This is a genomic window from Pseudomonas sp. FSL W5-0203 (assembly GCF_001896155.1).
Taxonomy (GTDB): Bacteria; Pseudomonadota; Gammaproteobacteria; order Pseudomonadales; family Pseudomonadaceae; genus Aquipseudomonas; species Aquipseudomonas paracarnis.
Genome location: NZ_MPOR01000033.1, coordinates 1 through 26,080, shown reverse-complemented (window position 1 = coordinate 26,080; position 26,080 = coordinate 1). Strand labels below are relative to the sequence as shown.

The 26,080-nt window shown below is 62.3% G+C and carries 22 protein-coding genes and 2 tRNA genes; 22 read left to right on the top strand and 2 right to left on the bottom strand.

Annotated elements, in window-relative coordinates:
- The first annotated feature begins 23 nt into the window (after positions 1-23).
- From BOP96_RS22825 to BOP96_RS22810, 4 genes are read left to right on the top strand one after another with little or no spacing between them, the layout of a single operon-like run.
- A complete protein-coding gene (locus BOP96_RS22825; protein ID WP_014719166.1) occupies positions 24-563 on the top strand; it encodes a TetR/AcrR family transcriptional regulator in 540 nt (179 codons plus the stop codon).
- A 15-nt stretch (positions 564-578) separates the two neighbouring features.
- Positions 579-1,412, top strand: a complete 834-nt coding sequence (locus BOP96_RS22820; protein ID WP_019820855.1) for an alpha/beta hydrolase — start codon at positions 579-581, stop codon at positions 1,410-1,412.
- A 38-nt stretch (positions 1,413-1,450) separates the two neighbouring features.
- Positions 1,451-1,885, top strand: coding sequence for an acyl-CoA thioesterase (locus tag BOP96_RS22815; protein ID WP_020300953.1), 435 nt, complete (start codon positions 1,451-1,453; stop codon positions 1,883-1,885).
- Positions 1,886-1,940: 55 nt separating this feature from the next.
- Positions 1,941-2,900 (top strand): tRNA dihydrouridine synthase, encoded by a 960-nt coding sequence (locus BOP96_RS22810; protein ID WP_014719164.1) that lies wholly within the window; start codon positions 1,941-1,943, stop codon positions 2,898-2,900.
- A 9-nt stretch (positions 2,901-2,909) separates the two neighbouring features.
- On the opposite strand, the gene BOP96_RS22805 is transcribed toward BOP96_RS22810, so the two are convergent.
- The gene (locus tag BOP96_RS22805) at positions 2,910-6,188 is read right to left on the bottom strand and encodes an EAL domain-containing protein (RefSeq protein ID WP_014719163.1); all 3,279 of its coding nucleotides are present in this window, start codon (positions 6,186-6,188) and stop codon (positions 2,910-2,912) included.
- Positions 6,189-6,254: 66 nt separating this feature from the next.
- A complete protein-coding gene (locus BOP96_RS22800) occupies positions 6,255-7,145 on the bottom strand; it encodes a LysR family transcriptional regulator (protein ID WP_014719162.1) in 891 nt (296 codons plus the stop codon).
- Between the two features lie 140 nt (positions 7,146-7,285).
- Here BOP96_RS22800 and leuC point away from each other — a divergent pair, with 140 nt between their 5' ends.
- From leuC to BOP96_RS22710, 18 genes are all read left to right on the top strand, one after another.
- Complete coding sequence (leuC, locus tag BOP96_RS22795; RefSeq protein WP_054922598.1) at positions 7,286-8,704, top strand: 3-isopropylmalate dehydratase large subunit; 1,419 nt, start codon at positions 7,286-7,288, stop codon at positions 8,702-8,704.
- Between the two features lie 10 nt (positions 8,705-8,714).
- Positions 8,715-9,359 (top strand): 3-isopropylmalate dehydratase small subunit, encoded by a 645-nt coding sequence (gene leuD, locus BOP96_RS22790; RefSeq protein WP_014719160.1) that lies wholly within the window; start codon positions 8,715-8,717, stop codon positions 9,357-9,359.
- A 129-nt stretch (positions 9,360-9,488) separates the two neighbouring features.
- Positions 9,489-10,253 (top strand): class I SAM-dependent methyltransferase, encoded by a 765-nt coding sequence (locus tag BOP96_RS22785; protein ID WP_019820862.1) that lies wholly within the window; start codon positions 9,489-9,491, stop codon positions 10,251-10,253.
- A gap of 53 nt (positions 10,254-10,306) precedes the next feature.
- Entirely contained in the window at positions 10,307-11,389 is a 1,083-nt protein-coding gene (gene leuB, locus BOP96_RS22780) for a 3-isopropylmalate dehydrogenase (protein ID WP_014719158.1), read from the top strand.
- A gap of 64 nt (positions 11,390-11,453) precedes the next feature.
- A complete protein-coding gene (gene asd / locus BOP96_RS22775; RefSeq protein ID WP_003192554.1) occupies positions 11,454-12,566 on the top strand; it encodes an aspartate-semialdehyde dehydrogenase in 1,113 nt (370 codons plus the stop codon).
- A gap of 249 nt (positions 12,567-12,815) precedes the next feature.
- Entirely contained in the window at positions 12,816-13,826 is a 1,011-nt protein-coding gene (locus tag BOP96_RS22770; RefSeq protein ID WP_019820864.1) for an aspartate-semialdehyde dehydrogenase, read from the top strand.
- A gap of 161 nt (positions 13,827-13,987) precedes the next feature.
- Positions 13,988-16,513, top strand: coding sequence for a FimV/HubP family polar landmark protein (locus BOP96_RS22765; protein WP_073454094.1), 2,526 nt, complete (start codon positions 13,988-13,990; stop codon positions 16,511-16,513).
- 142 nt (positions 16,514-16,655) lie between these two features.
- A complete protein-coding gene (truA, locus tag BOP96_RS22760) occupies positions 16,656-17,480 on the top strand; it encodes a tRNA pseudouridine(38-40) synthase TruA (protein ID WP_003192549.1) in 825 nt (274 codons plus the stop codon).
- 63 nt (positions 17,481-17,543) lie between these two features.
- Positions 17,544-18,176 (top strand): phosphoribosylanthranilate isomerase, encoded by a 633-nt coding sequence (locus BOP96_RS22755; protein WP_073454092.1) that lies wholly within the window; start codon positions 17,544-17,546, stop codon positions 18,174-18,176.
- A gap of 245 nt (positions 18,177-18,421) precedes the next feature.
- Complete coding sequence (gene accD / locus BOP96_RS22750; RefSeq protein WP_014719154.1) at positions 18,422-19,342, top strand: acetyl-CoA carboxylase, carboxyltransferase subunit beta; 921 nt, start codon at positions 18,422-18,424, stop codon at positions 19,340-19,342.
- On the top strand, positions 19,339-20,646 hold the full coding sequence (gene folC / locus BOP96_RS22745) for a bifunctional tetrahydrofolate synthase/dihydrofolate synthase (protein WP_019820868.1): 1,308 nt from the start codon (positions 19,339-19,341) through the stop codon (positions 20,644-20,646). The genes accD and folC overlap by 4 nt, the downstream gene beginning before the upstream one ends.
- Positions 20,630-21,298: an SPOR domain-containing protein gene (locus BOP96_RS22740; protein WP_014719152.1), complete on the top strand. Its 669-nt coding sequence runs from the start codon at positions 20,630-20,632 to the stop codon at positions 21,296-21,298. The genes folC and BOP96_RS22740 overlap by 17 nt, the downstream gene beginning before the upstream one ends.
- A 242-nt stretch (positions 21,299-21,540) precedes the next feature.
- The gene (locus BOP96_RS22735) at positions 21,541-22,098 is read left to right on the top strand and encodes a CvpA family protein (RefSeq protein WP_014719151.1); all 558 of its coding nucleotides are present in this window, start codon (positions 21,541-21,543) and stop codon (positions 22,096-22,098) included.
- A gap of 41 nt (positions 22,099-22,139) precedes the next feature.
- Positions 22,140-23,645: an amidophosphoribosyltransferase gene (purF, locus tag BOP96_RS22730; RefSeq protein ID WP_003192537.1), complete on the top strand. Its 1,506-nt coding sequence runs from the start codon at positions 22,140-22,142 to the stop codon at positions 23,643-23,645.
- Between the two features lie 65 nt (positions 23,646-23,710).
- The gene (locus BOP96_RS22725; protein ID WP_014719150.1) at positions 23,711-24,922 is read left to right on the top strand and encodes an O-succinylhomoserine sulfhydrylase; all 1,212 of its coding nucleotides are present in this window, start codon (positions 23,711-23,713) and stop codon (positions 24,920-24,922) included.
- An 11-nt stretch (positions 24,923-24,933) separates the two neighbouring features.
- A complete protein-coding gene (locus BOP96_RS22720; protein ID WP_073454091.1) occupies positions 24,934-25,698 on the top strand; it encodes an SDR family oxidoreductase in 765 nt (254 codons plus the stop codon).
- 106 nt (positions 25,699-25,804) lie between these two features.
- A tRNA-Asp gene (locus BOP96_RS22715) sits at positions 25,805-25,881 on the top strand.
- A 105-nt stretch (positions 25,882-25,986) separates the two neighbouring features.
- Positions 25,987-26,063 (top strand) — tRNA-Asp (locus BOP96_RS22710).
- The last annotated feature ends 17 nt before the right edge of the window (positions 26,064-26,080 follow it).

Genomic DNA, 26,080 nt, shown 5'->3' with positions numbered 1-26,080 from the left:
CCCCATGAGAGACGGAGGCTTCGATGAGCGATAAAAAAGCGCAAACCCGCGAACGTATTTTGCAGGCTGCCAGCGCGGCGTTGATCCAGCGTGGCCCGGCTGAGCCCAGTGTGGGCGAAGTGATGGGGGCGGCTGGGCTGACGGTAGGAGGCTTCTACGCGCATTTTGAAAGCAAAGACGCACTGATGCTGGAAGCGTTCAACCAGTTGTTGGCGCAGCGCCGCGCCTCCATCGATGACTTGGATGACCAGCTGACCGGCGAAGAGCGTCGCACGTTGGTCGCCGCGTTTTATCTGTCACGCAAGCACCGCGACTCCACGACCCAGGCCTGCCCGTTGCCCGCGACGGTGGGGGAGATGGGGCGCTTGCCGGATGCTTTTCGCGAGGTCTTGAACGAGCACGTCGAGTTGATGGCTGCGCAACTGGCCGGCAGCCCTGAAGAGATCGACAAAGCCCTGGCGGACATGGCCTTGATGGTCGGGGGGCTGACCCTGGCGCGGGCGCTGGGGCCGGGCGAGTTATCGGATCGGGTGATACGTGCGGCCAAGTCGGCGGTACGCTGAAAAAGGGGACGCGAGATGGGCGCATTGACCTGGGTTCGTGGTTTCAATGGCACGGTGGGGCGCCTTGCGCCGCATGCGGTCGCCAGCAAGATGCGTCGCACCTTCATGACCCCGCGCGATCTGCCGCCGCGTGACTGGGAGTTGCCGCTGTTGGCCCAGTCGGAGCGCATCACCCTGCGTTTCGGCCTGTCGGCGTTGCGATGGGGGCATGGCCCGGCGGTGCTGCTGATGCATGGCTGGGAAGGCCGGCCCACCCAGTTCGCTAGCTTGATCACGGCGTTGGTCGACAACGGCTATTCGGTGATAGCCCTGGACGGTCCCGCTCACGGCCGGTCGCCAGGGCGTGAAGCCCATGTACTGCTGTTTGCCCGCGCCATGCTTGAGGCGGCGGCCGAGCTGCCGCCGCTGTATGCGGTGGTCGGCCATTCCATGGGCGGCGCCAGTGCGATGTTGGCGGTGCAGTTGGGGTTGCGTACGCAGGCATTGGTCAGCATTGCCGCACCGTCGCGCTTTCTGGATGTGCTACGCGGGTTCACCCGCATGGTCGGCTTGCCGCCACGGGCGCGCTCAGCCTTTATCCAAGAGGTGGAGTTGAGCATGGGCATGGCGCTCAAGCATTTGGACGTGGCCCACTACCAACTGAACATTCCCGGCCTGATCGTCCACGCCGAAGACGACACCTTTGTTCCGGTCAGGGCGGCTCAAGCCATTCACGAAGCCTGGTTCGACAGCCGCCTGCTGCGCTTGGAGCAGGGCGGCCACCAGAAAGTGCTCGCCGACCCGCAGGTCATCGATGCTGTGCTCGCCCTATTGGCCGGCTGCCGTCTACAGGAGCGCCAGATCGCCTGATACACTGCCCCGCCGACATCAATCGACTGGAGCAAGGCATGGGCTGGGATTTGGCAACGCCGTTCATCATCGATCTGCAGGTTGCGGCTGAGGACATCGACGGCCTGGGGCACGCCAATAATGCGGTGTACGTCTCATGGCTGGAGCGTTGTGCCTGGCGCCATTCCCAGCGCCTGGGGCTGGACCTCACCGAATACCGCCGCCTCGACCGCGCCATGGCCGTGGTACGCCATGAGATCGACTACCTGGCGGCAGGCTATGAGGGCGATGAGTTACAACTGGCCACCTGGATCGTCGACTGGGACCAGCGCCTGAAGATGACCCGCCGTTTCCAACTGGTACGCCCCCGTGACGGCGCGACCCTGCTGCGCGCGCAAACAACCTTCGTATGTATTGAGTTGTCCAGCGGCAAGCCCAAGCGCATGCCCGCCGAGTTTATTGAAGGTTACGGCCCCGCCCTGACAGGGGGTTAACGGTTGCCGCGGGAAACCCAGTAAACTGCGCCACGATTTTTGTTGAGTGTTTTCCATGCAAATTGCTTTGGCGCCCATGGAGGGGTTGGTCGACAACATCCTGCGGGACGTGTTGACCCACGTGGGCGGTATCGACTGGTGCGTGACCGAGTTCATCCGGGTCAACGACCGCCTGCTCACGCCTGCCTATTTCCACAAGCTCGCGCCTGAACTGCTGCACGGTGCCCACACGGCGGCGGGTGTGCCGTTGCGGGTGCAGTTGCTCGGTTCCGACCCAGTGTGCCTGGCGGAAAATGCCGCCCTGGCCTGTGAATTGGGCTCTGAAGTGATCGACCTGAACTTCGGGTGTCCGGCCAAGACCGTGAATAAATCCCGAGGTGGCGCGGTGCTGCTCAAGGAGCCGGAGCTGCTCAACCAGATCGTCGAGCACGTGCGCCGCGCCGTACCCGCCCATATTCCCGTGACCGCCAAGATGCGCCTGGGCTTCGACAGCCCGGATGGCGCGCTGGTGTGCGCCACGGCCCTGGCCGAGGGCGGCGCTGCGCATATCGTGGTGCATGCACGCACCAAGGCCGATGGCTACAAGCCGCCGGCTCATTGGGAGTGGATCCCGCGGGTGCAGGACGTGGTCAAGGTGCCGGTGTTTGCCAATGGCGATATCTGGAGCGTCGAAGACTGGAAACGCTGCCGCGAAATCAGCGGCGCCGAAGACATCATGCTGGGCCGTGGCCTGGTGGCGCGGCCCGATCTGGCGCGGCAGATTGTGGCGGCCAAGGCCGGCGAAGAGGTGGTCGAGATGACCTGGGCGCAGATGCAGCCGATGCTTCAGGAGTTCTGGCGTCAGTCGGTGGCGCAACTGACGGAGAAGCAGGCGCCCGGCCGCTTGAAACAGTGGCTGGCGATGCTCACGCGCAACTACCCGCAAGCGGTGGAGTTGTTCACGGCCCTACGCCGGGAGACGGACTTGAACCAAGTCAGCCGCCTGCTGGGTATGCCGCATCCAACAGCCGTTTAACCGGCAGCCTTACTCCAGCAGCTGCCTGAACCCCTCGATCGGCAACGGTCGGCTGTGCAAATAGCCCTGGAATAAATGGCAGCCGAGCTTTTGCAGGAACGCCAGTTGCTCCAGGGTTTCCACCCCCTCGGCGATGACTTCCAGGTTCAGGCTGCGCGCCATGGCCACAATGGCGCGGATGATTTCTGCATCATTGGGGTCGTGGGTCGCATCGCGCACGAACGACTGATCGATCTTCAGCGCATCCACCGGCAAGCGCTTGAGGTAGGTCAAGGATGAGTAGCCGGTGCCGAAATCATCCATTGCAAAGCTCACGCCGAGTTTTTTCAGGCGACGCATCTTCACCACGGTATCGTCCAGGTTCTGGATCACGATGCCTTCGGTGATTTCCAGTTTCAGCAGGCTGAACGGCAGGCCGTGTTGCTTGAGGCTATGCTCCACCCGTTCCACAAAGTCGTTCTGGCGAAACTGCCGGGGGCTGATATTCACGCACAGGCTGAAATTGAGCGGGTCTACCAGGCCATCGGCAATCAACTGGGCAAAGGCGCCGCAGGCTTCATCGAGAATCCAGGTGCCGACCTCCAGGATCAGGCCGCTGTCTTCCAATACCTTGATAAATTCCGCCGGTGACTGCGCGCCCAATTGTGGGTGCTGCCAGCGCACCAGGGCCTCGGCGCCGACTATCCGGTTGCCGCGCGCATCCACCTGGGGCTGGTAATGCACGCTGAATTCGCCGCGTGACAAGGCCAGGCGCAAGTCAGTCTCCATGCGCAGGCGTTCGCTAGCGGTTCTTTGCATGCTGTTGTGGAACATCTGCGTGGTGTTGCGCCCGGAGTCCTTGGCGCGGTACAGGGCGATGTCGGCGCGCTTGAGCAAATCGGCGGGTGTGGTGCCGTGGTCGGGGATCAGTGCCACGCCGATGCTGGGTGTGACCTGCAGCCGATGACCGTCGAGAAACATCGGCTCCGAGAGCAATTCGCGCAGGGTATCGGCCAGCGCTTGCACTTGGCTGCTGACCGTCTGGCGGGTGCCCTCCAGGCCGCTGAGCAATACCACAAACTCATCGCCGCCCAAGCGCGCCACGGTGTCCTCCATGCGCACGCTGGCTTCCAGGCGCGCGGTGACGATTTTCAACACGGTATCGCCAACGGGGTGGCCGAGGGAGTCGTTGATGTGCTTGAAGTGGTCCAAGTCCAGAAACAGCAGGGCGCCGCGCAGGTTGTGGCGCTTGAGCAGGGCGATCTGCTGGCTCAGGCGGTCCATCAGCAGTGCGCGGTTCGGCAGGTTGGTCAGCGGGTCGTGATAGGCCAGGTGCCGGATTTGTGCCTGGGCGTTCTTCAATAGGCTCACATCCCGTGCGGTCAGCAGCAGGCAGGGGGTTTCATTCAAGGTGATCGGCTCCACCGAGACCTCCACCGCCAGTACCTCGCCACGCTTGTTGCGCCAGAGCATTTCCAGGTGGTGAATGCGCCCCTTGATCTGCAACTCGGCCAACAGTGCGGCGCGTTGGTTTTCGTCGGCCCAGATGCCGATCTGGTACAGGGTCAGGCCGATGGCCTCTTCGGTGCGGTAACCGGTCAGGCGGCAAAAGCCATCGTTGACCTCCACATAGCGGCCGGTGTCGCGCTCGGTGATGGAAATCGCATCGGGGCTGGAGTGGAACGCCTTGGCGAACTTCTCTTCACTGGCCTTGAGTGCGGCTTCCGAGCGTTGCTGTTGGGTAATATCGCGCAGCGTGGTGACGATGCACGGCTGGTCGCTGACCTTGATTAAACGGCTGGAAATCATGCAAGTCAGGCTTTGGCCGTCCTTGTGATGCACCACGATGGCCACGTTGCTCAGGGCCTGCTCGCGAATCACCTGCTCGATGCGTTGCAGGCGCTTGCTGGAGTCGTCCCACAGGCCGATTTGTTCGGCGCTTTTGTCGAGTACTTCGGCGGCTGTAAAGCCAAACGTCTGGGTAAACGCCGGGTTGATCTCGATGAACGCGCCGCTGTCCAGGCAGGTGACGCAGATCGGGTCGGGGCTGGCCTGGAACAGGCTGGCGAACTTTTCCTCCGAGGCGGTCAGCCGTTGCTCGCGCTCGACCTGGTCGGTGATATCCAGCAAGGTGCCGGCCATGCGCAGGGGCTTGCCTGACTCATCGCGATACAGGCGTGCGCGGCTCTCCAGGTAACGCGGGCTGCCGTCTTCCATTTGCACGCGGTAGGTCAACTGATAGTTGCCGTCCGGGCCTTCGCGCAAACTGCGGTACGCATGGCGCATACCCTCGCGGTCTTCATCGGACATGCCCTCAAAAAACGCATCGAAGGATTCATGGAACGGCGCGGGTTCCAGCCCGTGCAACTGGGCGGCACGCGCCGAGCCGTAGAGCATGCCGCTGGGGATGTGCCAATCCCAGGTGCCCAGTTGCGCGGAATCCAGAGCCAGGTCCAGGCGCTCCTGGCTGTCCTTGAGTGCTTGCTCGGCGTTTTTACGTTCGGTGGTGTCCAGGAACGTGCTGATCAGGTATGCCTCGCCGTCCAGTTCGACCTTTTGTGCGCTGAGGGTGCCGTCATGGATCTGGCCGTTGCTGGCGCAGAACTGCACTTCCATGGTGATGGGTTCGCCTTTGCGCTGGGTGGCCTTGACCAGCAGCGCCCGCTGTTCCGGATGGCGCCACAGGCCCAGTTCCAGGGTGGTGCGGCCGATGGCATCGGCCACTGGCCAGCCGAACAGCATCTCGAAATACTGGTTGGCTTCGCTGATCAAGCCGTCGGCCTGGCGCGTCAGCAGCACCATGTTCGGGCACAGGTGGAAGAGTGTGGCGAAGCGCTTTTCCGAATGGCTGAGGGCGTGTTCACGGTCGCGTTGGTGGGTGATCTCGCGGATCACCCCGATCATGCGTCGCCGTCCGGCTTTGTCGGGGGCCAGGTTGCCGCTGATTTCCAGCCAGTGCAGGCTGCCATCGGGCCATTGGATGCGGTGGTGCATGGCGCGGTCGAAGGGCTCTCCGGCGAGCACCGCATGAAAGCCGCGCACCACCCGCGCGCTGTCTTGCGGGGCCAGCAGGTCGAGGTAGTCCAGGTCCTTGGGCAGAGGCTGGCGCGGGTCAAAGCCGAATAGCGCCTGGGTGCCCCGTGACCAACTGATTCTTCCTGTGTCGATTTCCCAGCACCAGGCACCCAGCCGCGCGGCATTGAGGGCCGCCAGCAGCTGCGGGGCACTGTCCCAGCTTTGTTCCGCCGCTTGAGGGTCCAGGGCGTAGATGCGGGGCAGGGGTGGAATCGGGTCAAGGGGGTTGCGCATTATCAAAGGGCCTTGGCTCATTGAGAAAACCGCGCGGTTTGACCCAAACCCTTGGCCCGCACGGTGTCATGCCGATAACCCTGGCAGATCGACCTGTGCATCCAACAGGCTCATGAAAGCCCGCGCAGCGTTCGACAGCGTCCTTTCGGTGTGCACGATATAGCCTAGCTGGCGACTGAGCTGTATGCCCGGCAAAGCGATACTTGCCACCTGATCGTCGAGCATGGTGCGTGGTAACACACTCCAGGCCAGACCGATGGAGACCATCATCTTGATGGTTTCCAGGTAGTTAGTACTCATCGCGATATTGGGCATCAGGCCCTGCGCCTCGAACAGGCGGCTGACAATATGGTGGGTAAAGGTATTGCCTCCGGGAAACACCGCCGGATGCCCGGCTATATCCGCCAGGCTGACGGAACCGTTGCTGATCAGGCTGTGTTCCGGCGCCACCACAAAATCCAGCGGGTCGTCCCACACCCGGGTGGCGCGTACCAGGTTGTGGGGCTCTGGCGCCAGGGTGATCACTGCGACTTCCGCACGGCCGTGGAGGATTTCTTCGTAGGCCACTTCTGAATCCAGAAACTGAATATCCAGCGCCACATTCGGGTATTGCCGGGTGAAGGTGCGCAGAATCGGTGGCAGGCGGTGCAGGCCGATATGGTGGCTGGTGGCCAGGGTGAGGCGGCCGCTGACTTCGCCGGTGAGGTTAGTCAGGGCCCGGCGGGTGTCGTCCAGCACGTTGAGGATTTGATAGGCGCGGGGCAGCAAGGCCCGCCCGGCTTCGGTCAGGCCGACTTCGCGGCCCAGGCGGTCGAACAGCCGTACCTTCAATTGTTGTTCCAGACCGGCGATGCGCTTGCTGATGGCCGGCTGGGTCAGGTGCAGGCGTTCGCCGGCGCCCGAGAAGCTGCCGGTCTCGGCGATGGCGATAAAGGCGTTGAGGTTTGCCAGGTCCATGGTGCTATTCCAGTTGGTAATCCAAAGCATAAAAAATATGAATTTGAGTTATTTAATGTAGCGCCATACCATCAGCCTCACAAGCCAAAGGGTTATTGAAAAGCCCGGCGTATAGAAGCACCGCTGATGAGGACCGACTGATGGCCGGCAAAACGCTTTACGACAAGCTTTGGGATTCCCATGAAGTGAAACGTCGCGATGATGGATCGTCGCTGATCTATATCGACCGTCACATCATCCATGAAGTGACCTCGCCCCAAGCGTTCGAAGGCCTGCGACTGGCCGGGCGCAAGCCTTGGCGCGTCGACTCCATCATCGCCACGCCGGACCACAACGTGCCGACCACTCCTGAGCGCAAAGGCGGCATCGAAGCCATTGCCGACCAGGTCTCGCGGTTGCAGGTGCAGACCCTTGACGACTATTGCGACGAATACGGCATCACCGAATTCAAGATGAACGACGTGCGCCAAGGCATCGTCCACGTCATCGGCCCGGAGCAGGGCGCAACCTTGCCGGGCATGACCGTGGTCTGCGGTGACTCCCATACCTCCACCCACGGCGCGTTCGGCGCTCTGGCCCACGGCATCGGTACTTCCGAGGTGGAGCACGTGTTTGCCACCCAGTGCCTGGTGGCCAAGAAAATGAAAAACATGCTGGTGCGCGTCGAAGGCCAATTGCCGTTTGGCGTGACCGCCAAGGACATCGTACTGGCCGTGATCGGCAAGATCGGCACCGCAGGCGGCAACGGCCATGCCATCGAGTTCGCCGGCAGTGCTATCCGCGAGCTGTCCATTGAAGGCCGCATGACCATCTGCAACATGTCCATCGAAGCCGGTGCCCGCGTGGGTATGGTGGCGGCGGACGAAAAAACCGTCGAATACGTCAAAGGTCGCCCCTTCGCGCCGCAAGGCGCCGATTGGGACGCCGCCGTCGAAGCCTGGAAAGACCTGGTCTCCGACGCCGATGCGGTGTTCGACACCGTGGTCGAACTCGACGCTGCGCAGATCAAGCCGCAAGTCAGCTGGGGCACTTCGCCGGAAATGGTCTTGGCCGTTGACCAGAACGTGCCGGACCCGGCCAAAGAGGCCGACCTGGTCAAGCGCGGCTCCATCGAGCGTGCCTTGAAATACATGGGGTTGACCGCCAATCAGGCGATCACTGATATCCAGTTGGACCGTGTATTTATCGGCTCCTGCACCAACTCGCGGATCGAAGACCTGCGCGCCGCGGCGGTGATCGCCAAGGGCCGCAAGGTGGCCTCGACTATCAAGCAAGCCATTGTGGTGCCAGGTTCCGGGCTGGTTAAAGCCCAGGCGGAAGCCGAAGGGCTGGACAAGATCTTCCTCGAAGCCGGTTTTGAATGGCGGGAGCCGGGCTGCTCGATGTGCCTGGCGATGAACCCGGACCGCCTGGAGTCGGGCGAGCATTGCGCATCGACCTCCAACCGTAACTTCGAAGGGCGTCAGGGCGCGGGTGGGCGTACCCACCTGGTGAGCCCGGCCATGGCCGCCGCTGCTGCCGTCAACGGTCGTTTCATCGACGTTCGCGAATTGATCTGAGGAAAACCCGATGAGAGCTTTTACCCAACATACAGGCCTTGTAGCGCCGTTGGACCGTGCCAATGTGGACACCGACCAGATCATCCCCAAGCAATTTTTGAAGTCGATCAAGCGCACCGGTTTCGGCCCCAACTTGTTCGATGAGTGGCGCTACCTGGACGTGGGCTACGCCTACCAGGACAACTCCAAGCGCCCCCTGAACAAGGACTTTGTGCTCAACGCCGAGCGTTACCAAGGTGCCAGCGTGTTGCTGGCCCGGGAAAACTTCGGTTGCGGCTCCAGCCGTGAACACGCGCCGTGGGCCCTGGAAGAGTACGGCTTTCGCAGCATCATCGCGCCGAGCTACGCCGATATCTTCTTCAACAACAGCTTCAAGAACGGCCTGTTGCCGATCATCTTGAGCGACGCAGAAGTGGACGAGTTGTTCCAGCAAGTGGAGGCCAATGTCGGCTACCAATTGACGGTGGACCTGGCCGCGCAAACCGTGACCCGCCCTGACGGCAAGGTGTACCACTTTGAAGTGGATGCCTTCCGTAAGCACTGCCTGATCAACGGCCTGGATGACATTGGCCTGACCTTGCAGGACGGCGATGCGATTGCTGCGTTTGAAACCAGGCACCGGGCGAGCCAGCCCTGGTTGTTTCGCGATGCCTGATTTGCGGTAACCGTGCGGGCCCCATCGCGGGCAAGCCCGACTCCCACATTGGAGTGCATTCCAACGGTGGGAGCTGGCTTGCCTGCGATAGCGCCAGTGCAACCACCACAAACCCCAAGGAAAGCCACCATGACCACCACCGCCCACACCCAAGTCGTGCAAAAACAATTCGGCGAGCAAGCCTCGGCCTACCTGAGCAGCGCCGTACACGCCCAGGGCACCGAATTCGCTGTGCTACAGGCCGAGCTGGCCGGGCAGGGCGCTGCACGCTTGCTGGACCTGGGCTGCGGTGCCGGTCATGTCAGCTTCCATGTGGCGCCTCTGGTCAAAGAAGTGGTGGCCTACGACTTGTCCCAGCCCATGCTCGACGTGGTGGCCGCTGCCGCCAAAGACCGCAACCTGGACAACATCCGCACCGTGCACGGCGCCGCTGAGTGCTTGCCCTTTGCCGAGGGTGAGTTCGACTTCGTATTCAGCCGTTATTCGGCCCATCACTGGAGCGACCTCGGCCTGGCCCTGCGTGAAGTGCGCCGGGTGCTCAAGCCGGGCGGCGTGGCGGCATTTGTGGATGTCTTGTCACCGGGCAGCCCCCTGTTGGACACTTACCTGCAAACCGTCGAAGTGCTGCGCGACACCAGCCACGTGCGTGATTACTCCGGCGCCGAGTGGATGCGCCAGTTGAGTGAGGCTGGCCTGCACGTGCGCAACAGCAGTCGCCAGCGCTTGCGCCTGGAATACACCTCGTGGGTCGAGCGCATGCGCACGCCAGAGGTATTGCGTGCGGCAATCCTTAAGCTGCAACAGGCGATGGGCCAGGAAGTGCGCGATTATTACGACATTCAAGCCGACGGCACCTTCAGCACCGATGTGCTGGTGGTCTTCGCCGAACGCTGATTGATTTTTCCCGACCTGCCCACGGGCGGGTCGCTTGATGAAATGAGGAACGCATGAGCAAGCAGATTCTGATTCTCCCTGGCGACGGTATTGGTCCGGAAATCATGGCCGAAGCGGTCAAGGTCCTTGAGCTTGCCAACAGCAAGTACAACCTGGGCTTCGAGCTGAGCCACGATGTGATCGGCGGCGCCGCCATCGACAAGCACGGCGTGCCCCTGGCCGACGAGACCCTCGACCGCGCCCGGGCTGCCGATGCCGTGCTGCTCGGCGCCGTGGGTGGGCCGAAATGGGACAAGATCGAGCGTGACATCCGCCCTGAGCGCGGCCTGCTGAAAATCCGTGCGCAACTGGGCCTGTTCGGCAACCTGCGCCCGGCCATCCTCTACCCGCAACTGGCCGACGCGTCGAGCCTCAAGCCGGAAGTGGTGGCGGGCCTGGATATCCTCATCGTGCGCGAGCTGACCGGCGGTATCTACTTCGGCTCGCCACGGGGCGTGCGCGAGTTGGAAAATGGCGAACGCCAGGCCTACGACACGCTGCCGTACAGCGAGAGCGAAATCCGCCGTATCGCCCGTGTCGGTTTCGATATGGCGCGGGTGCGCGGTAAAAAGGTCTGCTCGGTGGATAAAGCCAACGTGTTGGCTTCCAGCCAGCTGTGGCGTGAAATCGTCGAAGAAGTCGCCAAGGATTACCCGGACGTCGAACTGAGCCACATGTACGTCGACAACGCCGCCATGCAGTTGGTGCGCGCACCCAAGCAGTTCGACGTGATCGTCACCGACAACCTGTTCGGCGACATCCTGTCCGACCAGGCGTCGATGCTCACCGGTTCCATCGGCATGCTGCCGTCGGCGTCCCTGGACACCAACAATAAAGGTATGTACGAGCCGTGCCACGGTTCGGCGCCAGACATCGCGGGGCAGGGCATTGCCAACCCGCTGGCGACGATTTTGTCGGTGTCGATGATGCTGCGCTACAGCTTCAACCTGGGCGATGCGGCGGACGCCATCGAGAAGGCTGTCAGCCTGGTGCTGGATCAGGGCTTGCGCACGGGCGATATCTGGTCCCAGGGTTGCACCAAGGTCGGGACGCAAGAAATGGGCGACGCAGTAGTCGCCGCGCTGCGGAATCTGTAATCTCTCGGGCCCGCTTGCAGTTGTTGCTGCAAGGCGGCCCACTTTTTAACAAGGTGTAGTTGCGATGAAACGTGTAGGTCTGATCGGTTGGCGCGGTATGGTCGGTTCCGTGCTCATGCAGCGGATGCTGGAAGAGCAGGATTTCGATCTTATTGAGCCGGTGTTTTTCACCACTTCGAACGTAGGTGGCCAAGGGCCGTCCGTGGGCAAGGATATTGCCCCGCTCAAGGATGCCTACAGCATTGAAGAGTTGAAGAGCCTCGACGTGATCCTGACCTGCCAGGGTGGCGACTACACCAGCGAAGTCTTCCCCAAGCTGCGCGAAGCCGGCTGGCAGGGTTACTGGATCGACGCCGCTTCGAGCCTGCGCATGCAGGATGACGCGGTGATCATCCTCGATCCGGTCAACCGCAAGGTCATCGATCAGCAACTGGACGCCGGCACCAAGAACTACGTGGGCGGCAACTGCACCGTGAGCCTGATGCTGATGGGCCTGGGTGGCCTGTTCGAAGCGGGCCTGGTGGAGTGGATGAGCGCCATGACCTATCAGGCGGCCTCCGGCGCCGGCGCGCAGAACATGCGCGAACTGATCAAGCAGATGGGCGCGACCCACGCCGCTGTCGCCGATCAACTGGCTGACCCGGCGAGTGCGATTCTCGATATCGACCGCCGTGTGGCCGAGGCCATGCGCAGCGACGCTTACCCGACCGAGAACTTTGGCGTGCCATTGGCCGGTAGCTTGATCCCGTGGATCGACAAGGAACTGCCTAACGGCCAGAGCCGTGAAGAGTGGAAGGCCCAGGCCGAAACCAACAAGATCCTGGGTCGCTTCAAGAACCCGATCCCGGTGGATGGCATCTGCGTGCGCATTGGCGCCATGCGTTGCCACAGCCAGGCGCTGACCATCAAGCTGAACAAAGACGTGCCGATCGCCGATATCGAAGGCCTGATCAGCCAGCACAACCCCTGGGTCAAGCTGGTGCCGAACAACCGCGATATCAGCATGCAGGAGCTGAGCCCGACCAAGGTCACCGGCACCCTGAATGTACCGGTGGGCCGTCTGCGCAAGCTGAACATGGGCAGCCAGTTCCTCGGCGCGTTCACCGTCGGCGACCAACTGCTGTGGGGCGCGGCTGAGCCGTTGCGTCGCATGTTGCGGATTTTGCTGGAGCGTTGATCGCTTGAAGCAATAACAGAAACCCGCGTTCTGGTGATAGGCGCGGGTTTTTTGTTGCCTTTGTGATCATTCCCACGCTCTGCGTGGGAATGCAGCTCTGGACGCTCTGCGTCTGCTTTAGAGGCGTGACGCGGAGCGTCACAGGAGGCATTCCCACGCAGAGCGTGGGAACGATCAGGGGGGCTGTAATTGCCTCACCCTCTACCACCCGGTAAAGTGCCGCTCCCCCGTAATGCCCGAGGCAACCCCATGACCCAGACCTTTGAAATCGCCGTGATCGGCGCCACCGGTACCGTGGGTGAAACCCTGGTGCAGATTCTTGAAGAGCTGGAGTTCCCTGTGGGCACCTTGTACTTGCTGGCGGGCAGCAACTCGGCGGGGGCTTCGGTGCCGTTTCGGGGCAAGAACGTGCGGGTCAAAGAAGTCGACACGTTTGACTTCAGCAAGGTGCAGTTGGCGTTCTTCGCTGCAGGCCCGGCGGTGACCTTGAGCTTCGCTCCGCGTGCCACCGCCGCTGGTTGCGCGGTGATTGACTTGTCCGGCGCATTGCCCGCCGAGCAGGCGCCGCAAGTGGTACCGCAGGCCAACGCCCATGTGCTGAACGCGTTGAAAAAGCCTTTTCAACTCGGCAGCCCGAGCCCCTGTGCCACGTACCTCGCGGTGGTGCTGGCGCCCTTGCGCGGTGTGGTGGACATCCAGCGCGTGAGCGTCACCGCTAACCTGGCCATCTCTGCCCAGGGCCGCGAGGCCGTCAGCGAGTTGGCGCGCCAGACCGCTGAACTGTTGAACGTGCGTCCCTTGGAACCGGCGTTCTTTGATCGGCAAGTGGCGTTCAACCTGCTGGCGCAAGTCGGCACGCCGGATGCCCAAGGTCATACCGCCCTAGAGAAACGTCTCGTACACGAACTGCGTGCGGTGCTGGAAACACCTTTACTAAAGATTTCCGCCACCTGCGTTCAAGCCCCGGTGTTTTTCGGCGATAGCCTGGCTGTGTCGCTGCAACTGGCCGCGCCGGTCGACCTGGCCGCGGTGAACCGCGCCCTCGACGCTGCACCGGGAATCGAGCGGGTCGAGGAGGGCGATTACCCCACGGCCGTAGGCGACGCCGTCGGCCAGGACGTGGTGTACGTAGGGCGAGTTCGCGCAGGTATCGACGACCCGGCGGAACTAAATCTTTGGCTGACGTCAGATAACGTACGCAAAGGCTCGGCCCTGAACGCCGTGGAGCTGGCGCAGTTGTTGATAAAAGGCCTTGTGTAAAAGATACTTGGCGGCAATTTGTAGATTGATTCTAACCAGGCGCTATGCTTGGTCCCAAGTGAAACACAAGCGCGTCGGTGACCTATCGGCTCGCCATGCCTAATGGCAGCGGTTACCAACCTTCTCGCAGGGCGGGAAGCGTTCAAACAAAGGATGAGGCTATGGTTCAAGTTCGCAAACTGGTGTTAGCAATAGCGGCCGCCTCGGCGCTGTCCTCCGGTATGGCGCAGGCGCTGCAACTTGGGGAGATGACCCTCAAGTCGAAGTTGAACCAGCCGCTGTCGGTGGAAATCGAATTGCGCGATGTGGGCGGCCTTACGGCGTCCGAGATCACCCCTAGCCTGGCGTCGGCCCAGGCCTTCGTGGATGCGGGTGTCGACCGCCAGGCGTTTCTCGATGACCTGACGTTCACGCCGGTGATCAACCCCGAAGGTCGCAGCGTGGTGCGCGTGACCTCCAGCAAGCCTCTGCCCGATTCCTATGTGCGCTTCCTCATGCAGGTGCAATGGCCCAATGGCCGTTTGATGCGTGACTACAGCGTACTGCTCGACCCGGCCAAGTTCGATCAGCCAGCGCCGACGGCGAGCGCGCCGGCCAGTACCGCGCCAGCCGCCAGCGCGCCTGCCCAGCACACCACCACGTCCCGCGACACCTTGTGGGAAATTGCCGCAAAGAACCGCAATGGCGCCTCGGTCCAGCAAACGATGCTGGCCATCCAGGCGCTTAACCCGGATGCCTTTGTCGACGGCAATATCAACCGCCTGAAAACCGGCCAGGTCCTGCGCCTGCCAGATACCACGCAAAGTACAGCGCTGGCGCAGCCGCAAGCGATTGCCGAAGTGAGCGCGCAGAACGCCGCCTGGCGCCAGGGCCGCCGTGGCCCTCAGAGCCAAGTGGCCGGCAAGCCGCAGTTGGACGCGACCAAACGCACCCAGGCCGGCAATGCGCCGTCGAGTACCCAGGCCAAGGATAACCTGAGCCTGGTATCGGCCGAAGCTGCCAAGAAAGGCGCGAAGGGCACCGTCGGTGACAGCCGCGCCCTGAGCGACAAGCTGGCAATGACCCAGGAAGAGCTCGACACCACGCGGCGCGACAACGAAGAACTGAAAAGCCGTGCCGCCGACTTGCAAAGCCAGTTGGACAAGCTGCAGAAGCTGATCCAGCTGAAGAATGACCAATTGGCTCGTTTGCAAGCGCAAACGGGCGAGCCACAGACAGCCGCGATGCCTGCGCAGTTGCCGGGTGAACCGGCAGCTGAGCCGGCGGCCCCCGTTGCAACACCAGCGCCAGTGCCTGAACCGGCCAAGCCGGCTGCTGCGCCGGCCAGCACCGAAGGCAAGTTCAACGACCTGCTGACCAACCCGATTGTGCTCGGCATCCTTGGCGGTGCGGCCCTGCTGGTGGTGTTGCTGCTTCTGCTGCTGTGGGCACGCCATCGCAATGCTCGCCGCGAAGAAGAGAAACATCTGCGTATGGCACGGGCGTTGGCCGAAGAGCCTGAGTTCGTTTCCAATATCGATCAAGACCTGCCGCCTGACAGCTTCGAGGGCCTTGAAGTGCCGCCGCCGAGCGTCAAGCTCGCCACCGCAACGCCGCCAGCATCTGCGCCCGCGCCGGCGCCGGTGGTTGAGACGGTAGTGGCACCGACGGTCGCCTCCGTGCTGGCGCCGTTGGCGGTTGCCGTGGCTCAGGAAAACGCCAGTGACGCCCTGGCCCAGGCCCAATCCCATATCGACCGTGGCCATCTGAACCAGGCGGCGGATGTGCTTGAACAAGCCATCAAGCGCGAGCCCAAGCGCAGCGACCTGCGTTTGAAGCTGATGGAAGTCTATGGGCTGCAGAACAACAAGGACGGGTTCGTCACCCAGGAGCGCCAGTTGGTGGCCAACGGTGAGAACCATGCCCAGGTCGAGCAGCTCAAGGCGCGTTTCCCGGCCATGGCCGTGTTGGCGGCGGGTGTCAGTGCCGCAGTGGCTGCCGCGGCCCTGGATGCGCAGTACGTCAAGGACCTGCTCGATGACAAGCCGACCCCGGCCCCGCAGGCAGACACCTTCGACACCGATTTCGACCTGAGTCTGGATGACCTGGAAGCCGCCTCGCCGGCCGAGATCGCGCAAGACCAGCAAACCTTTGAAGCGCTGCTCAAACAACAGACTGAGCCCAAGGCCGATGCGCCGGACCTGTCGGACTTCGATCTGGACCTGCAACTGGACCCGCCGACGTCGCAATCCGATGACGACTTCCTGTCGGGCCTTGAAGGGCAGATCAAGGATGTCCCGCCGGTTGAGCCGCCGACCCTGACGCCGGCCGCGCTGGACGAATTCGACCTGCCAGAAGACTTTGACCTCTCGCTGGCGGACGAGCCGAGCGCCCCGGCAGCCAAGCCCGATGCTTTTGCTTCGGAGCTGGACGACGTCAACGCTGAACTGGATCGTTTGTCACAGAGTCTGGAGCATCCGCCGATCGAGCCTTCCTTCACGGCTGAAGATGCCGCGCTGGGTGCTGAGGATGAGCCAGAGTTCGATTTCCTCTCTGGCACTGATGAAGTGGCCACCAAGCTCGACTTGGCCCAGGCCTACATCGACATGGGCGATGCGGACGGCGCGCGAGACATCCTGTCCGAAGTGTTGACCGAAGGCGACGAGGGTCAGCGTAGCGAAGCCAAGGAAATGCTCGGCAGAATCTAACGGCCGACGCAGAAAAATGTGGGAGCAAGCCCGCTCCCATATTTAAAGTCCACTCATGCACCCTGACGCCCTATAATGCCCGCCTTTGCGCAACTCATCAGGCTCTCAGTTCTTGGCAAATATAGATAACGCGGCTGCCGAAATGGCGGCCGCAGGCTTTTATCGCATCGCCCTGGGCGTGGAATACAAAGGCTCGCGCTATCGCGGCTGGCAGCGTCAGGCCTCCGGGGTGCTGACGGTGCAGGAAACCCTGGAAAACGCCCTGTCCAAAGTCGCCAACTCGCCGGTGTCGCTGATGTGTGCCGGGCGCACTGATGCCGGCGTGCACGCGTGTGGCCAAGTGGTGCACTTCGACACCCAGGCCGAGCGGTCGATGAAGGCGTGGGTGATGGGGGCTAATATCAATTTGCCCCATGATGTCAGTGTCAGCTGGGCCAAGGTCATGCCGGCGCATTTTCACGCCCGTTTCAAGGCCATCGCCCGGCGTTACCGCTACGTGATCTACAACGATCAGATCCGCCCGGCGCACCTCAATGAAGAAATCACCTGGAACCACCGCCCGCTGGATGCCGAGCGTATGGCCGAAGCCGCGCAGCATCTGGTGGGGGTGCATGACTTCAGCGCCTTCCGTGCCGGGCAGTGCCAGGCCAAGTCTCCGATCAAGGAAGTCCACCACCTGCGGGTGACGCGCCACGGCAAGATGATCGTGCTGGATATCCGTGCCGGGGCCTTTCTGCATCATATGGTGCGCAATATCGCTGGGGTGCTGATGACCATCGGCACCGGTGAACGCCCGGTGGAGTGGGCCAAGGAAGTGCTGGAAAGCCGCATCCGCCGCACGGGCGGGGTCACGGCGCATCCGTTCGGCCTGTATCTGGTGGATGTGGAGTACCGCGACGAGTTCGAACTGCCGGAACGCTTTATCGGGCCGCACTTCCTCACCGGTTTCAGCGAACTTGGCGGCTGACGCCCGGAAAAGCTTTTGTTACCATCCGGGACTTTCTCGGACCAACCCTGAGGTTCCTACGACATGTCAGCCGTTCGCAGCAAGATTTGCGGGATTACCCGCATAGAAGACGCGCTGACGGCAGTCGAAGCGGGGGCGGATGCCATTGGCCTGGTGTTTTATGCCAAGAGCCCACGGGCGGTAAATGTGCTGCAGGCGCGGGCGATTATCGCTGCGTTGCCGCCCTTCGTGACCACCGTGGGGTTGTTTGTCAACGCCAGCCGCTGCGAGCTCAACGAGACCCTGGATGCGGTGGCGCTGGATATGTTGCAGTTCCACGGCGACGAATCGCCAGAGGAATGCGAAAGCTATCAGCGCCCGTACATCAAGGCGTTGCGGGTCAAGGCCGGGGACGATATTGCCGCAGCCTGCGCCGCGTATGCCGGCGCTCGCGGGATTCTGCTGGACACCTACGTCGAAGGCGTACCCGGTGGTACGGGCGAGGCGTTCGACTGGTCGCTGATTCCCGAGGGGTTGAGCAAGCCGGTTATTCTCGCGGGTGGGCTCACCTCAGAGAACGTCCAGGCGGCCATCGAACAGGTTCGGCCGTATGCCGTCGACGTCAGCGGTGGGGTGGAGCAGGGCAAGGGGATCAAGGACCCGAGCAAGATTCGCGCGTTCATGCAGGCCGTGCGCAACAGCAGGGGTGGGATGTGACGGCTGGCAGTCTGCCGCCGTCCATAACTACCACTGTGTAAAACAGCCCGGCGCCGCCTGTGGGTGGCCCGGAAACGAAGTGGCAACCCTGCGCTGGCAGGTTGTCTGGAAGGCTGAGGATACGGGCGGGAAATGGCAGGTCCAACGTCTGACCCCGTCCCGCCTGTGTCATCGCCACATATGAATTTAGCTCAAGGGCATACGCGGGGCTGTGTTCAAGCCACCGGTACTGGAGAAAAGAAAGCATGAGCAACTGGTTAGTAGACAAACTGATCCCTTCGATCATGCGTTCCGAGGTGAAGAAAAGCTCGGTTCCTGAAGGTCTGTGGCACAAATGCCCATCCTGCGACGCGGTACTGTATCGCCCAGAGCTGGAAAAGACCCTGGACGTTTGCCCCAAGTGCAACCACCACATGCGTATTGGCGCCCGCGCCCGTATCGACATCTTCCTGGATGCCGACGGCCGTAATGAGCTAGGTGCCGACCTGGAGCCGGTTGACCGTCTCAAGTTCCGCGACAGCAAGAAGTACAAGGACCGTCTGGTCGGCGCGCAGAAGCAGACCGGCGAGAAAGACGCGCTGATTTCGGTCAGCGGCAAGCTGCTGGGCATGCCGGTGGTGGTTTCGGCCTTCGAATTCTCCTTCATGGGCGGTTCCATGGGTGCCATCGTCGGTGAGCGCTTTGTTCGCGCTGCCAACTATGCCCTGGAAAACCGTTGCCCGATGATCTGCTTCGCCGCCTCCGGTGGTGCGCGTATGCAGGAAGCCCTGATTTCCCTGATGCAAATGGCCAAGACCTCGGCGGTACTGGCGCGTCTGCGTGAAGAAGGCATTCCGTTCATCTCCGTACTGACCGACCCGGTCTACGGCGGCGTGTCCGCCAGCCTGGCGATGTTGGGCGATGTGATCGTTGGCGAGCCTAAAGCCCTGATCGGTTTTGCCGGCCCACGCGTGATCGAGCAGACCGTGCGGGAAAAACTGCCGGAAGGCTTCCAGCGCAGCGAGTTCCTGTTGGAGCACGGTGCGATCGACCTGATCATTCCGCGTGGCGAACTGCGCCCGCGCCTGGGCAGCCTGCTCGCGCAAATGATGGGCTTGCCGACGCCTGTGTACGTCGCACCTAAAGTCGAGCCGATCGTTGTGCCGCCGGTGCCAGCAAACCTATGACCCAACGTACCCTGGGCGAATGGCTCGCCTACCTTGAGCAGTTGCATCCGTCCGCCATCGACATGGGCCTGGAGCGCTCGCAACAGGTAGCGGCCCGCCTCGGGTTGGGTCAGCCGGCACCGCGTGTGATCACGGTGACCGGCACCAACGGCAAGGGCTCTACCTGTGCCTTTGTCGCCGCGCTGTTGCAGGCCCAGGGCCTCAAAGTCGGCGTGTACAGCTCGCCGCACCTGCTGCGCTACAACGAGCGGGTGCAGCTCAATGGCGTAGAAGCCACTGATGCCCAACTGTGCGAAGCCTTCGCGGCCCTGGAGGCCGGGCGTGGCGAGACTTCCCTGACCTATTTCGAAATGGGCACCCTGGCGGCGTTCTGGCTGTTCGAGCGTGCGCAGCTGGATGTGGTCGTGCTGGAAGTCGGCCTCGGCGGGCGCCTGGATACGGTCAACGTGGTGGATGCCGACCTGGCGCTGGTCACCAGCATCGGTGTTGATCACGCCGACTATCTAGGCAATACCCGCGAGTCTGTGGCCTATGAAAAGGCCGGGATCTTCCGCCAGAGCAGGCCCGCGCTCTGTGGCGACCTGGATCCGCCGCAACCTTTGCTGGACAAGGTGCGCGAGCTGGATTGCCCGTTCTACCTGCGCGGTCGTGAATTCAATCTCGACATCGGTGCGACCCACTGGCAATGGCGTGGGCGTGATGCCCGTGGCAAGGTGGTAGAGCTGCTCGATTTGCCGTTGCTGAACCTGCCGATGGAAAACGCCGCACTCGCGCTGCAAGCCTATTTGCTGCTGGATCTGCCGTGGGATGCCAAGCAGATCGGCGCAACCCTGCGAGCGACGAAGGTGGTGGGGCGCCTGGATCGCCGGGTGCTGGACTGGCAAGGCAAGCGCCTGAACCTGTTGCTGGATGTCGGGCATAACCCCCATGCGGCTCACTATCTGGCTCAGCGCCTGGCGCGCACACCACCGGCCGGCCGCCGCCTGGCGGTGTTCGGGTTGCTGGCCGACAAGGATCTTGATGGCGTAATAGCGCCGTTGTTTGGCAGCGTACAGTCTTGGGCCGTTGCGCCGCTGGATACGCCGCGCAGCCGTCCTGCGGTTGAGCTGGAAACTGCCTTGCAGAACCTTGGCGCGCCCGTGACGTCGTATGCAAGCATCACTGCCGCCCTTGAGGCGCAGTGTGCGCTGGCTGCGGCCGAAGACGAAATCCTGTTGTTCGGATCATTTTATTGTGTTGCCGAGGCGCTTGAATGGCTGGCCCGGCGCTCCACGGAGGAAGCTGCACATGGCATTACTGGATAGCGCATACAAGCAGCGAATGGTCGGGGCCCTGGTGCTGGTGGCGTTGGCGGTAATCTTTCTGCCGATGCTGTTTTCCCGCCAGGACGAACAGCGCCAGGTGGTGGTTGAAGCTCCCGCTGCGCCCCAGGCGCCGGTGGTGCCCCAGGTTCAAGTCGAACCGGTAGTTGTGCCTGAGCCTCAGGTGTTGCCGGAAGAACCTGTGCCCGTCGAGGAGGAGGTCGTCACCCAACAGGCACCTTCGCAGGCCCCTTCGATGCCGGTGCAGCCAAGTGTGCCGGTGGTCAAGCCGACGCCAGCCCCGGCTGTCGCCGCCAAACCGGCTGCACCGGCGCCAGCGCCCAAGCCTGTGGCGCCGCAGCCTGCTGCACCGGGTAAGCCGGATGTGGGTCAGAGCCGCATCGACCCTAATGGCTTGCCGATCAGTTGGTCGATCCAGCTCGCCAGCCTGGCCAATCGCGAAAGCGCCGATGCCTTGCAGAAAAAGCTGCGTGCCCAGGGATATAACGCCTATATCCGCAGTGCCGATGGCAAGAACCGTGTGTTTGTCGGGCCGCTGATCGAGCGTGCCGAGGCAGATCGCCTGCGCGATTTGCTGGGTCGTCAGCAGAACCTCAACGGGTTTGTGGTGCGTTTCCAGCCCGAGCGCGGCTGAACGGGCAATAGGCTCTAAATGTGGGAGCTGGCTTGCCTGCGATGGCGGTGGTTCAATCGACAACGATGTCGAATATGCCGCCCTCATCGCAGGCAAGCCAGCTCCCACATTGATTTATGGTGGGCTTGAAATGGCGTTCACACCGCCCAATCTATTGATTTGCAAAGCAGCCGCAATCACCGCTTACCGATAGCCCGGCGCTCTGCTAAAATGCGCCGCCTTATCCGTACGTAGGCTGCACTGTGCCATTTACCTGGGTTGATTGGGCGATCGTTGCAATCGTCGCCATCTCCGCTTTGATCAGTCTGAGCCGCGGCTTCGTAAAAGAAGCACTGTCGTTGCTGACCTGGATCATTGCAGGAGTCGTAGCCTGGATGTTCGGTGGTTCACTGTCGGTCTACCTGGCCGGGTACATAGAGACACCTTCGGCTCGCGTCATCGCGGGCTGCGCCATCATGTTCATCGCCACGCTGTTGGTGGGGGCAATGGTCAATTATCTTATTGGCGAGTTGATACGTGTCACCGGCATCGAAGGGACCGATCGATTTCTCGGCATGGCCTTCGGGGCTGCGCGTGGCGCGCTGCTGGTGGTCGTGGCGGTCGGGCTGTTGAGCCTGGGGCCGGTACAGCAGGATTCGTGGTGGCAGGAGTCGGTACTCGTGCCAAAATTTCTATTGGTTGCAGACTGGTCCAAGAACCTCATCCTGGGGTGGAGCAGTCAGTGGCTGGCCAGCGGAATCAGCGTACCCGCTGATCTTCCGTTCAAGGAGCACCTCTTACCGGCCAAAACGCCTCAGTAAGCTGTGTTCAGTCAAGATTCATTAAGTAGGGGTTGCGTCGCATGTGTGGCATCGTCGGTATCGTCGGTAAGTCGAACGTCAATCAGGCGCTGTATGACGCGCTAACCGTCCTCCAGCACCGCGGCCAGGACGCTGCCGGTATTGTGACCAGCCACGACGGCCGGTTATTCCTGCGCAAGGACAATGGCCTGGTGCGTGACGTGTTCCATCAGCGTCACATGCAGCGCCTCGTCGGGCACATGGGCATTGGCCATGTGCGTTACCCGACTGCCGGTAGCTCGACCTCGGCCGAAGCTCAGCCGTTCTACGTCAACTCGCCTTACGGCATCACCTTGGCGCACAACGGTAACCTGACCAACGTTGAACAACTGGCCAAGGAGATCTACGAATCTGACCTGCGCCACGTCAACACCAGCTCCGATTCGGAAGTGCTGCTCAACGTGTTCGCCCACGAGCTGGCCCAGCGCGGCAAGCTGCAGCCGACCGAAGAAGACGTGTTCGCCGCCGTGATCGACGTGCACAACCGTTGCGTCGGTGGTTATGCGGTGGTGGCGATGATCACCGGTTACGGCATCGTTGGTTTCCGCGACCCCCACGGCATTCGCCCGATCGTGTTCGGCCAGCGTCACACCGACGAAGGCGTCGAGTACATGATCGCTTCCGAAAGCGTGTCCCTGGACGTGCTGGGCTTCACCCTGATCCGCGACCTGGCGCCGGGCGAGGCTGTCTACATCACTGAAGACGGCAAGCTGCACACCCGTCAGTGCGCCGTAGCACCGAAACTCACCCCGTGCATCTTCGAGCACGTCTACCTGGCGCGTCCGGATTCGATCATCGACGGCGTCTCGGTCTACAAGGCGCGCCTGCGCATGGGCGAGAAGCTGGCCGAGAAGATCCTGCGCGAGCGCCCCGAGCACGATATCGATGTGGTCATCCCGATCCCGGACACCAGCCGTACCGCCGCGCTGGAGCTGGCCAACCATCTGGGCGTCAAGTTCCGCGAAGGCTTCGTGAAGAACCGCTACATCGGCCGTACCTTCATCATGCCCGGCCAGGCTGCGCGCAAGAAATCGGTACGCCAGAAGCTCAACGCCATCGAACTGGAGTTCCGCGGCAAGAACGTAATGCTGGTAGATGACTCCATCGTGCGGGGCACCACCTGCAAGCAGATTATCCAGATGGCCCGCGAAGCCGGGGCGAAGAACGTGTACTTCTGTTCCGCTGCGCCTGCGGTGCGTTACCCGAACGTGTACGGTATCGACATGCCGAGCGCCCATGAGCTGATCGCGCATAATCGTTCGACCCAGGACGTGGCCGACCTGATCGGCGCCGACTGGCTGATCTACCAGGACCTGCCGGACCTGATCGAAGCGGTTGGCGGTGGCAAGATCAAGATCGAGCAGTTCGACTGCGCCGTGTTCGACGGCAAGTACGTCACCGGCGATGTCGACGAGGCCTACCTGAACAAGATCGAGCAAGCGCGCAACGACTCGTCGAAGATCAAGACCCAGGCGGTCAGCGCGATCATCGACCTGTATAACAACTGAGTAAACACCGGCCCTGAGGGGCCGGTTTTGTATCTTAAATAAAGCATTGAGTAAGGAGTCGCAGCATGAGTCAGGAATGGGATGCCGGTCGGTTGGACAGCGACCTCGATGGCGTAGCTTTCGATACCCTGGCTGTGCGCGCCGGCCAGCACCGTACCCCGGAAGGTGAGCACGGCGACCCGATGTTCTTCACCTCCAGCTACGTGTTCCGTACCGCCGCCGACGCCGCTGCGCGGTTTGCTGGCGAAGTGCCGGGCAACGTGTATTCGCGCTACACCAACCCGACCGTGCGTGCGTTTGAAGAGCGCATTGCGGCCCTGGAAGGTGCCGAGCAGGCCGTGGCGACTGCCACCGGCATGGCGGCCATCCTGGCGGTGGTGATGAGCCTGTGCAGCGCCGGCGACCATGTGCTGGTATCGCGCAGCGTGTTCGGCTCGACCATCAGCCTGTTCGAGAAGTACTTCAAGCGTTTCGGTATTGAAGTCGATTACGTGCCCCTGGCGGACCTGTCCGGCTGGGAAGCGGCCATCAAGGCCAATACCAAGCTGTTGTTCGTCGAATCGCCGTCCAACCCGCTCGCTGAGCTGGTGGACATCGCCGCGCTGTCCGAAGTCGCCCATGCCAAGGGCGCGATGCTGGTGGTGGACAACTGCTTCTGCACCCCGGCCTTGCAGCAACCGCTGAAGCTGGGTGCGGACATCGTGGTGCACTCGGCAACCAAGTTTATCGACGGCCAGGGCCGTTGCATGGGCGGCGTGGTGGCCGGTCGCAGCGAGCAGATGAAGGAAGTGGTGGGCTTCCTGCGCACCGCCGGCCCGACCCTCAGCCCGTTCAACGCCTGGATCTTCCTCAAAGGTCTGGAAACCCTCAGCCTGCGCATGAAAGCCCATTGCGCCAACGCCCAGGCCCTGGCCGAGTGGCTGGAGCAGCAGGACGGTATCGAGAAAGTGCATTACGCCGGCCTCAAGAGCCACCCGCAACACGCCTTGGCCCAGCGCCAGCAGCGTGGTTTCGGGGCGGTGGTGAGTTTTGAAGTGAAGGGCGGCAAAGACGGCGCCTGGCGCTTCATCGACGCGACACGCTTGATCTCCATTACCGCCAACCTGGGTGACAGCAAGACCACCATCACCCACCCGAGCACCACCTCCCACGGGCGCCTGGCGCCGCAGGAGCGTGAAGCGGCCGGCATTCGTGACAGCCTGATCCGCATCGCGGTGGGCCTGGAAGATGTTGCTGACTTGCAGGCAGACCTGGCCCGCGGGCTGGCGGCCTTGTGATCGAGTGGTCCATGGAGGCTGCGGCGGCCAGTAACGGGCGCGTGGCGCTGGTGACGGGCGCGGCGCGGGGCATTGGCCTCGGGATTGCCGCGTGGCTGATCAGTGAAGGTTGGCAGGTGGTGCTGACCGACCTGGACCGCGAGCGCGGTGCCAAGGTGTCCAAGGTGCTGGGCGACAATGCCTGGTTTATCACCATGGACGTGGCCGACGAGAAGCAAGTGGCCCAGGGTGTCGCCGAGGTGCTGGGGCAGTTCGGGCGCCTGGATGCGTTGGTGTGCAACGCGGCGGTGGCCGACCCGCGCAATATCACCCTGGAAAGCCTCGATCTGACGTATTGGAATCGGGTGCTGGCGGTCAACCTCAGCGGGCCGATGCTGTTGGCCAAGCACTGCGCGCCTTACCTGCGTGCCCACGGCGGCGCTATCGTCAACCTGGCCTCGACCCGGGCGCGTCAATCCGAGCCCGACACCGAAGCCTATGCGGCCAGCAAAGGTGGGCTGTTGGCCCTGACCCACGCGTTGGCCATGAGCCTGGGTCCCGAAGTGCGGGTCAATGCGGTCAGCCCTGGCTGGATCGACGCACGTGACCCGGCTGCGCGGCGTGCAGAGCCGCTCACCGACGCCGATCATGCCCAGCATCCGGCGGGCAGGGTGGGGACGGTGGAGGACGTGGCGGCGATGGTGGCCTGGTTGTTGTCACACCAGGCCGGGTTCGTCACCGGGCAAGAGTTCGTGGTGGACGGCGGCATGAGCAAGAAGATGATTTACAGCGAGTAGGGCGGGTAGCCGCCTTGAAGTTATTTTGTCTTTTTCAGAAAAACTTCAAGCAGGCTATTGACTTAGGTCCGCTACCTGCGTAAATTTCGCGGCCTCAACGAAGCACGCAGCGGTAGTTCAGTCGGTTAGAATACCGGCCTGTCACGCCGGGGGTCGCGGGTTCGAGTCCCGTCCGCTGCGCCATATTTTCCAGGTTCGATCTGTCGGGCTTGAGATTGAACAGCCAAGGCTGATCGATCAGATGTTTAAAGGTGGTTGAGGGTTCATGCTCAATCAGCCAAGCGATACGCAGCGGTAGTTCAGTCGGTTAGAATACCGGCCTGTCACGCCGGGGGTCGCGGGTTCGAGTCCCGTCCGCTGCGCCATATCTGCCTCAAGGCCC

Excerpts from the sequence above, each read along its gene's own strand:
- BOP96_RS22825 (WP_014719166.1), top strand. The coding sequence starts at position 24 with ATGAGCGATAAAAAAGCGCAAACCCGCGAACGTATTTTGCAGGCTGCC.
- BOP96_RS22820 (WP_019820855.1), top strand. The coding sequence starts at position 579 with ATGGGCGCATTGACCTGGGTTCGTGGTTTCAATGGCACGGTGGGGCGC.
- BOP96_RS22815 (WP_020300953.1), top strand. The coding sequence starts at position 1,451 with ATGGGCTGGGATTTGGCAACGCCGTTCATCATCGATCTGCAGGTTGCG.
- BOP96_RS22810 (WP_014719164.1), top strand. The coding sequence starts at position 1,941 with ATGCAAATTGCTTTGGCGCCCATGGAGGGGTTGGTCGACAACATCCTG.
- BOP96_RS22805 (WP_014719163.1), bottom strand. The coding sequence starts at position 6,188 with ATGCGCAACCCCCTTGACCCGATTCCACCCCTGCCCCGCATCTACGCC.
- BOP96_RS22800 (WP_014719162.1), bottom strand. The coding sequence starts at position 7,145 with ATGGACCTGGCAAACCTCAACGCCTTTATCGCCATCGCCGAGACCGGC.
- leuC (WP_054922598.1), top strand. The coding sequence starts at position 7,286 with ATGGCCGGCAAAACGCTTTACGACAAGCTTTGGGATTCCCATGAAGTG.
- leuD (WP_014719160.1), top strand. The coding sequence starts at position 8,715 with ATGAGAGCTTTTACCCAACATACAGGCCTTGTAGCGCCGTTGGACCGT.
- BOP96_RS22785 (WP_019820862.1), top strand. The coding sequence starts at position 9,489 with ATGACCACCACCGCCCACACCCAAGTCGTGCAAAAACAATTCGGCGAG.
- leuB (WP_014719158.1), top strand. The coding sequence starts at position 10,307 with ATGAGCAAGCAGATTCTGATTCTCCCTGGCGACGGTATTGGTCCGGAA.
- asd (WP_003192554.1), top strand. The coding sequence starts at position 11,454 with ATGAAACGTGTAGGTCTGATCGGTTGGCGCGGTATGGTCGGTTCCGTG.
- BOP96_RS22770 (WP_019820864.1), top strand. The coding sequence starts at position 12,816 with ATGACCCAGACCTTTGAAATCGCCGTGATCGGCGCCACCGGTACCGTG.
- BOP96_RS22765 (WP_073454094.1), top strand. The coding sequence starts at position 13,988 with ATGGTTCAAGTTCGCAAACTGGTGTTAGCAATAGCGGCCGCCTCGGCG.
- truA (WP_003192549.1), top strand. The coding sequence starts at position 16,656 with ATGGCGGCCGCAGGCTTTTATCGCATCGCCCTGGGCGTGGAATACAAA.
- BOP96_RS22755 (WP_073454092.1), top strand. The coding sequence starts at position 17,544 with ATGTCAGCCGTTCGCAGCAAGATTTGCGGGATTACCCGCATAGAAGAC.
- accD (WP_014719154.1), top strand. The coding sequence starts at position 18,422 with ATGAGCAACTGGTTAGTAGACAAACTGATCCCTTCGATCATGCGTTCC.
- folC (WP_019820868.1), top strand. The coding sequence starts at position 19,339 with ATGACCCAACGTACCCTGGGCGAATGGCTCGCCTACCTTGAGCAGTTG.
- BOP96_RS22740 (WP_014719152.1), top strand. The coding sequence starts at position 20,630 with ATGGCATTACTGGATAGCGCATACAAGCAGCGAATGGTCGGGGCCCTG.
- purF (WP_003192537.1), top strand. The coding sequence starts at position 22,140 with ATGTGTGGCATCGTCGGTATCGTCGGTAAGTCGAACGTCAATCAGGCG.
- BOP96_RS22725 (WP_014719150.1), top strand. The coding sequence starts at position 23,711 with ATGAGTCAGGAATGGGATGCCGGTCGGTTGGACAGCGACCTCGATGGC.
- BOP96_RS22720 (WP_073454091.1), top strand. The coding sequence starts at position 24,934 with ATGGAGGCTGCGGCGGCCAGTAACGGGCGCGTGGCGCTGGTGACGGGC.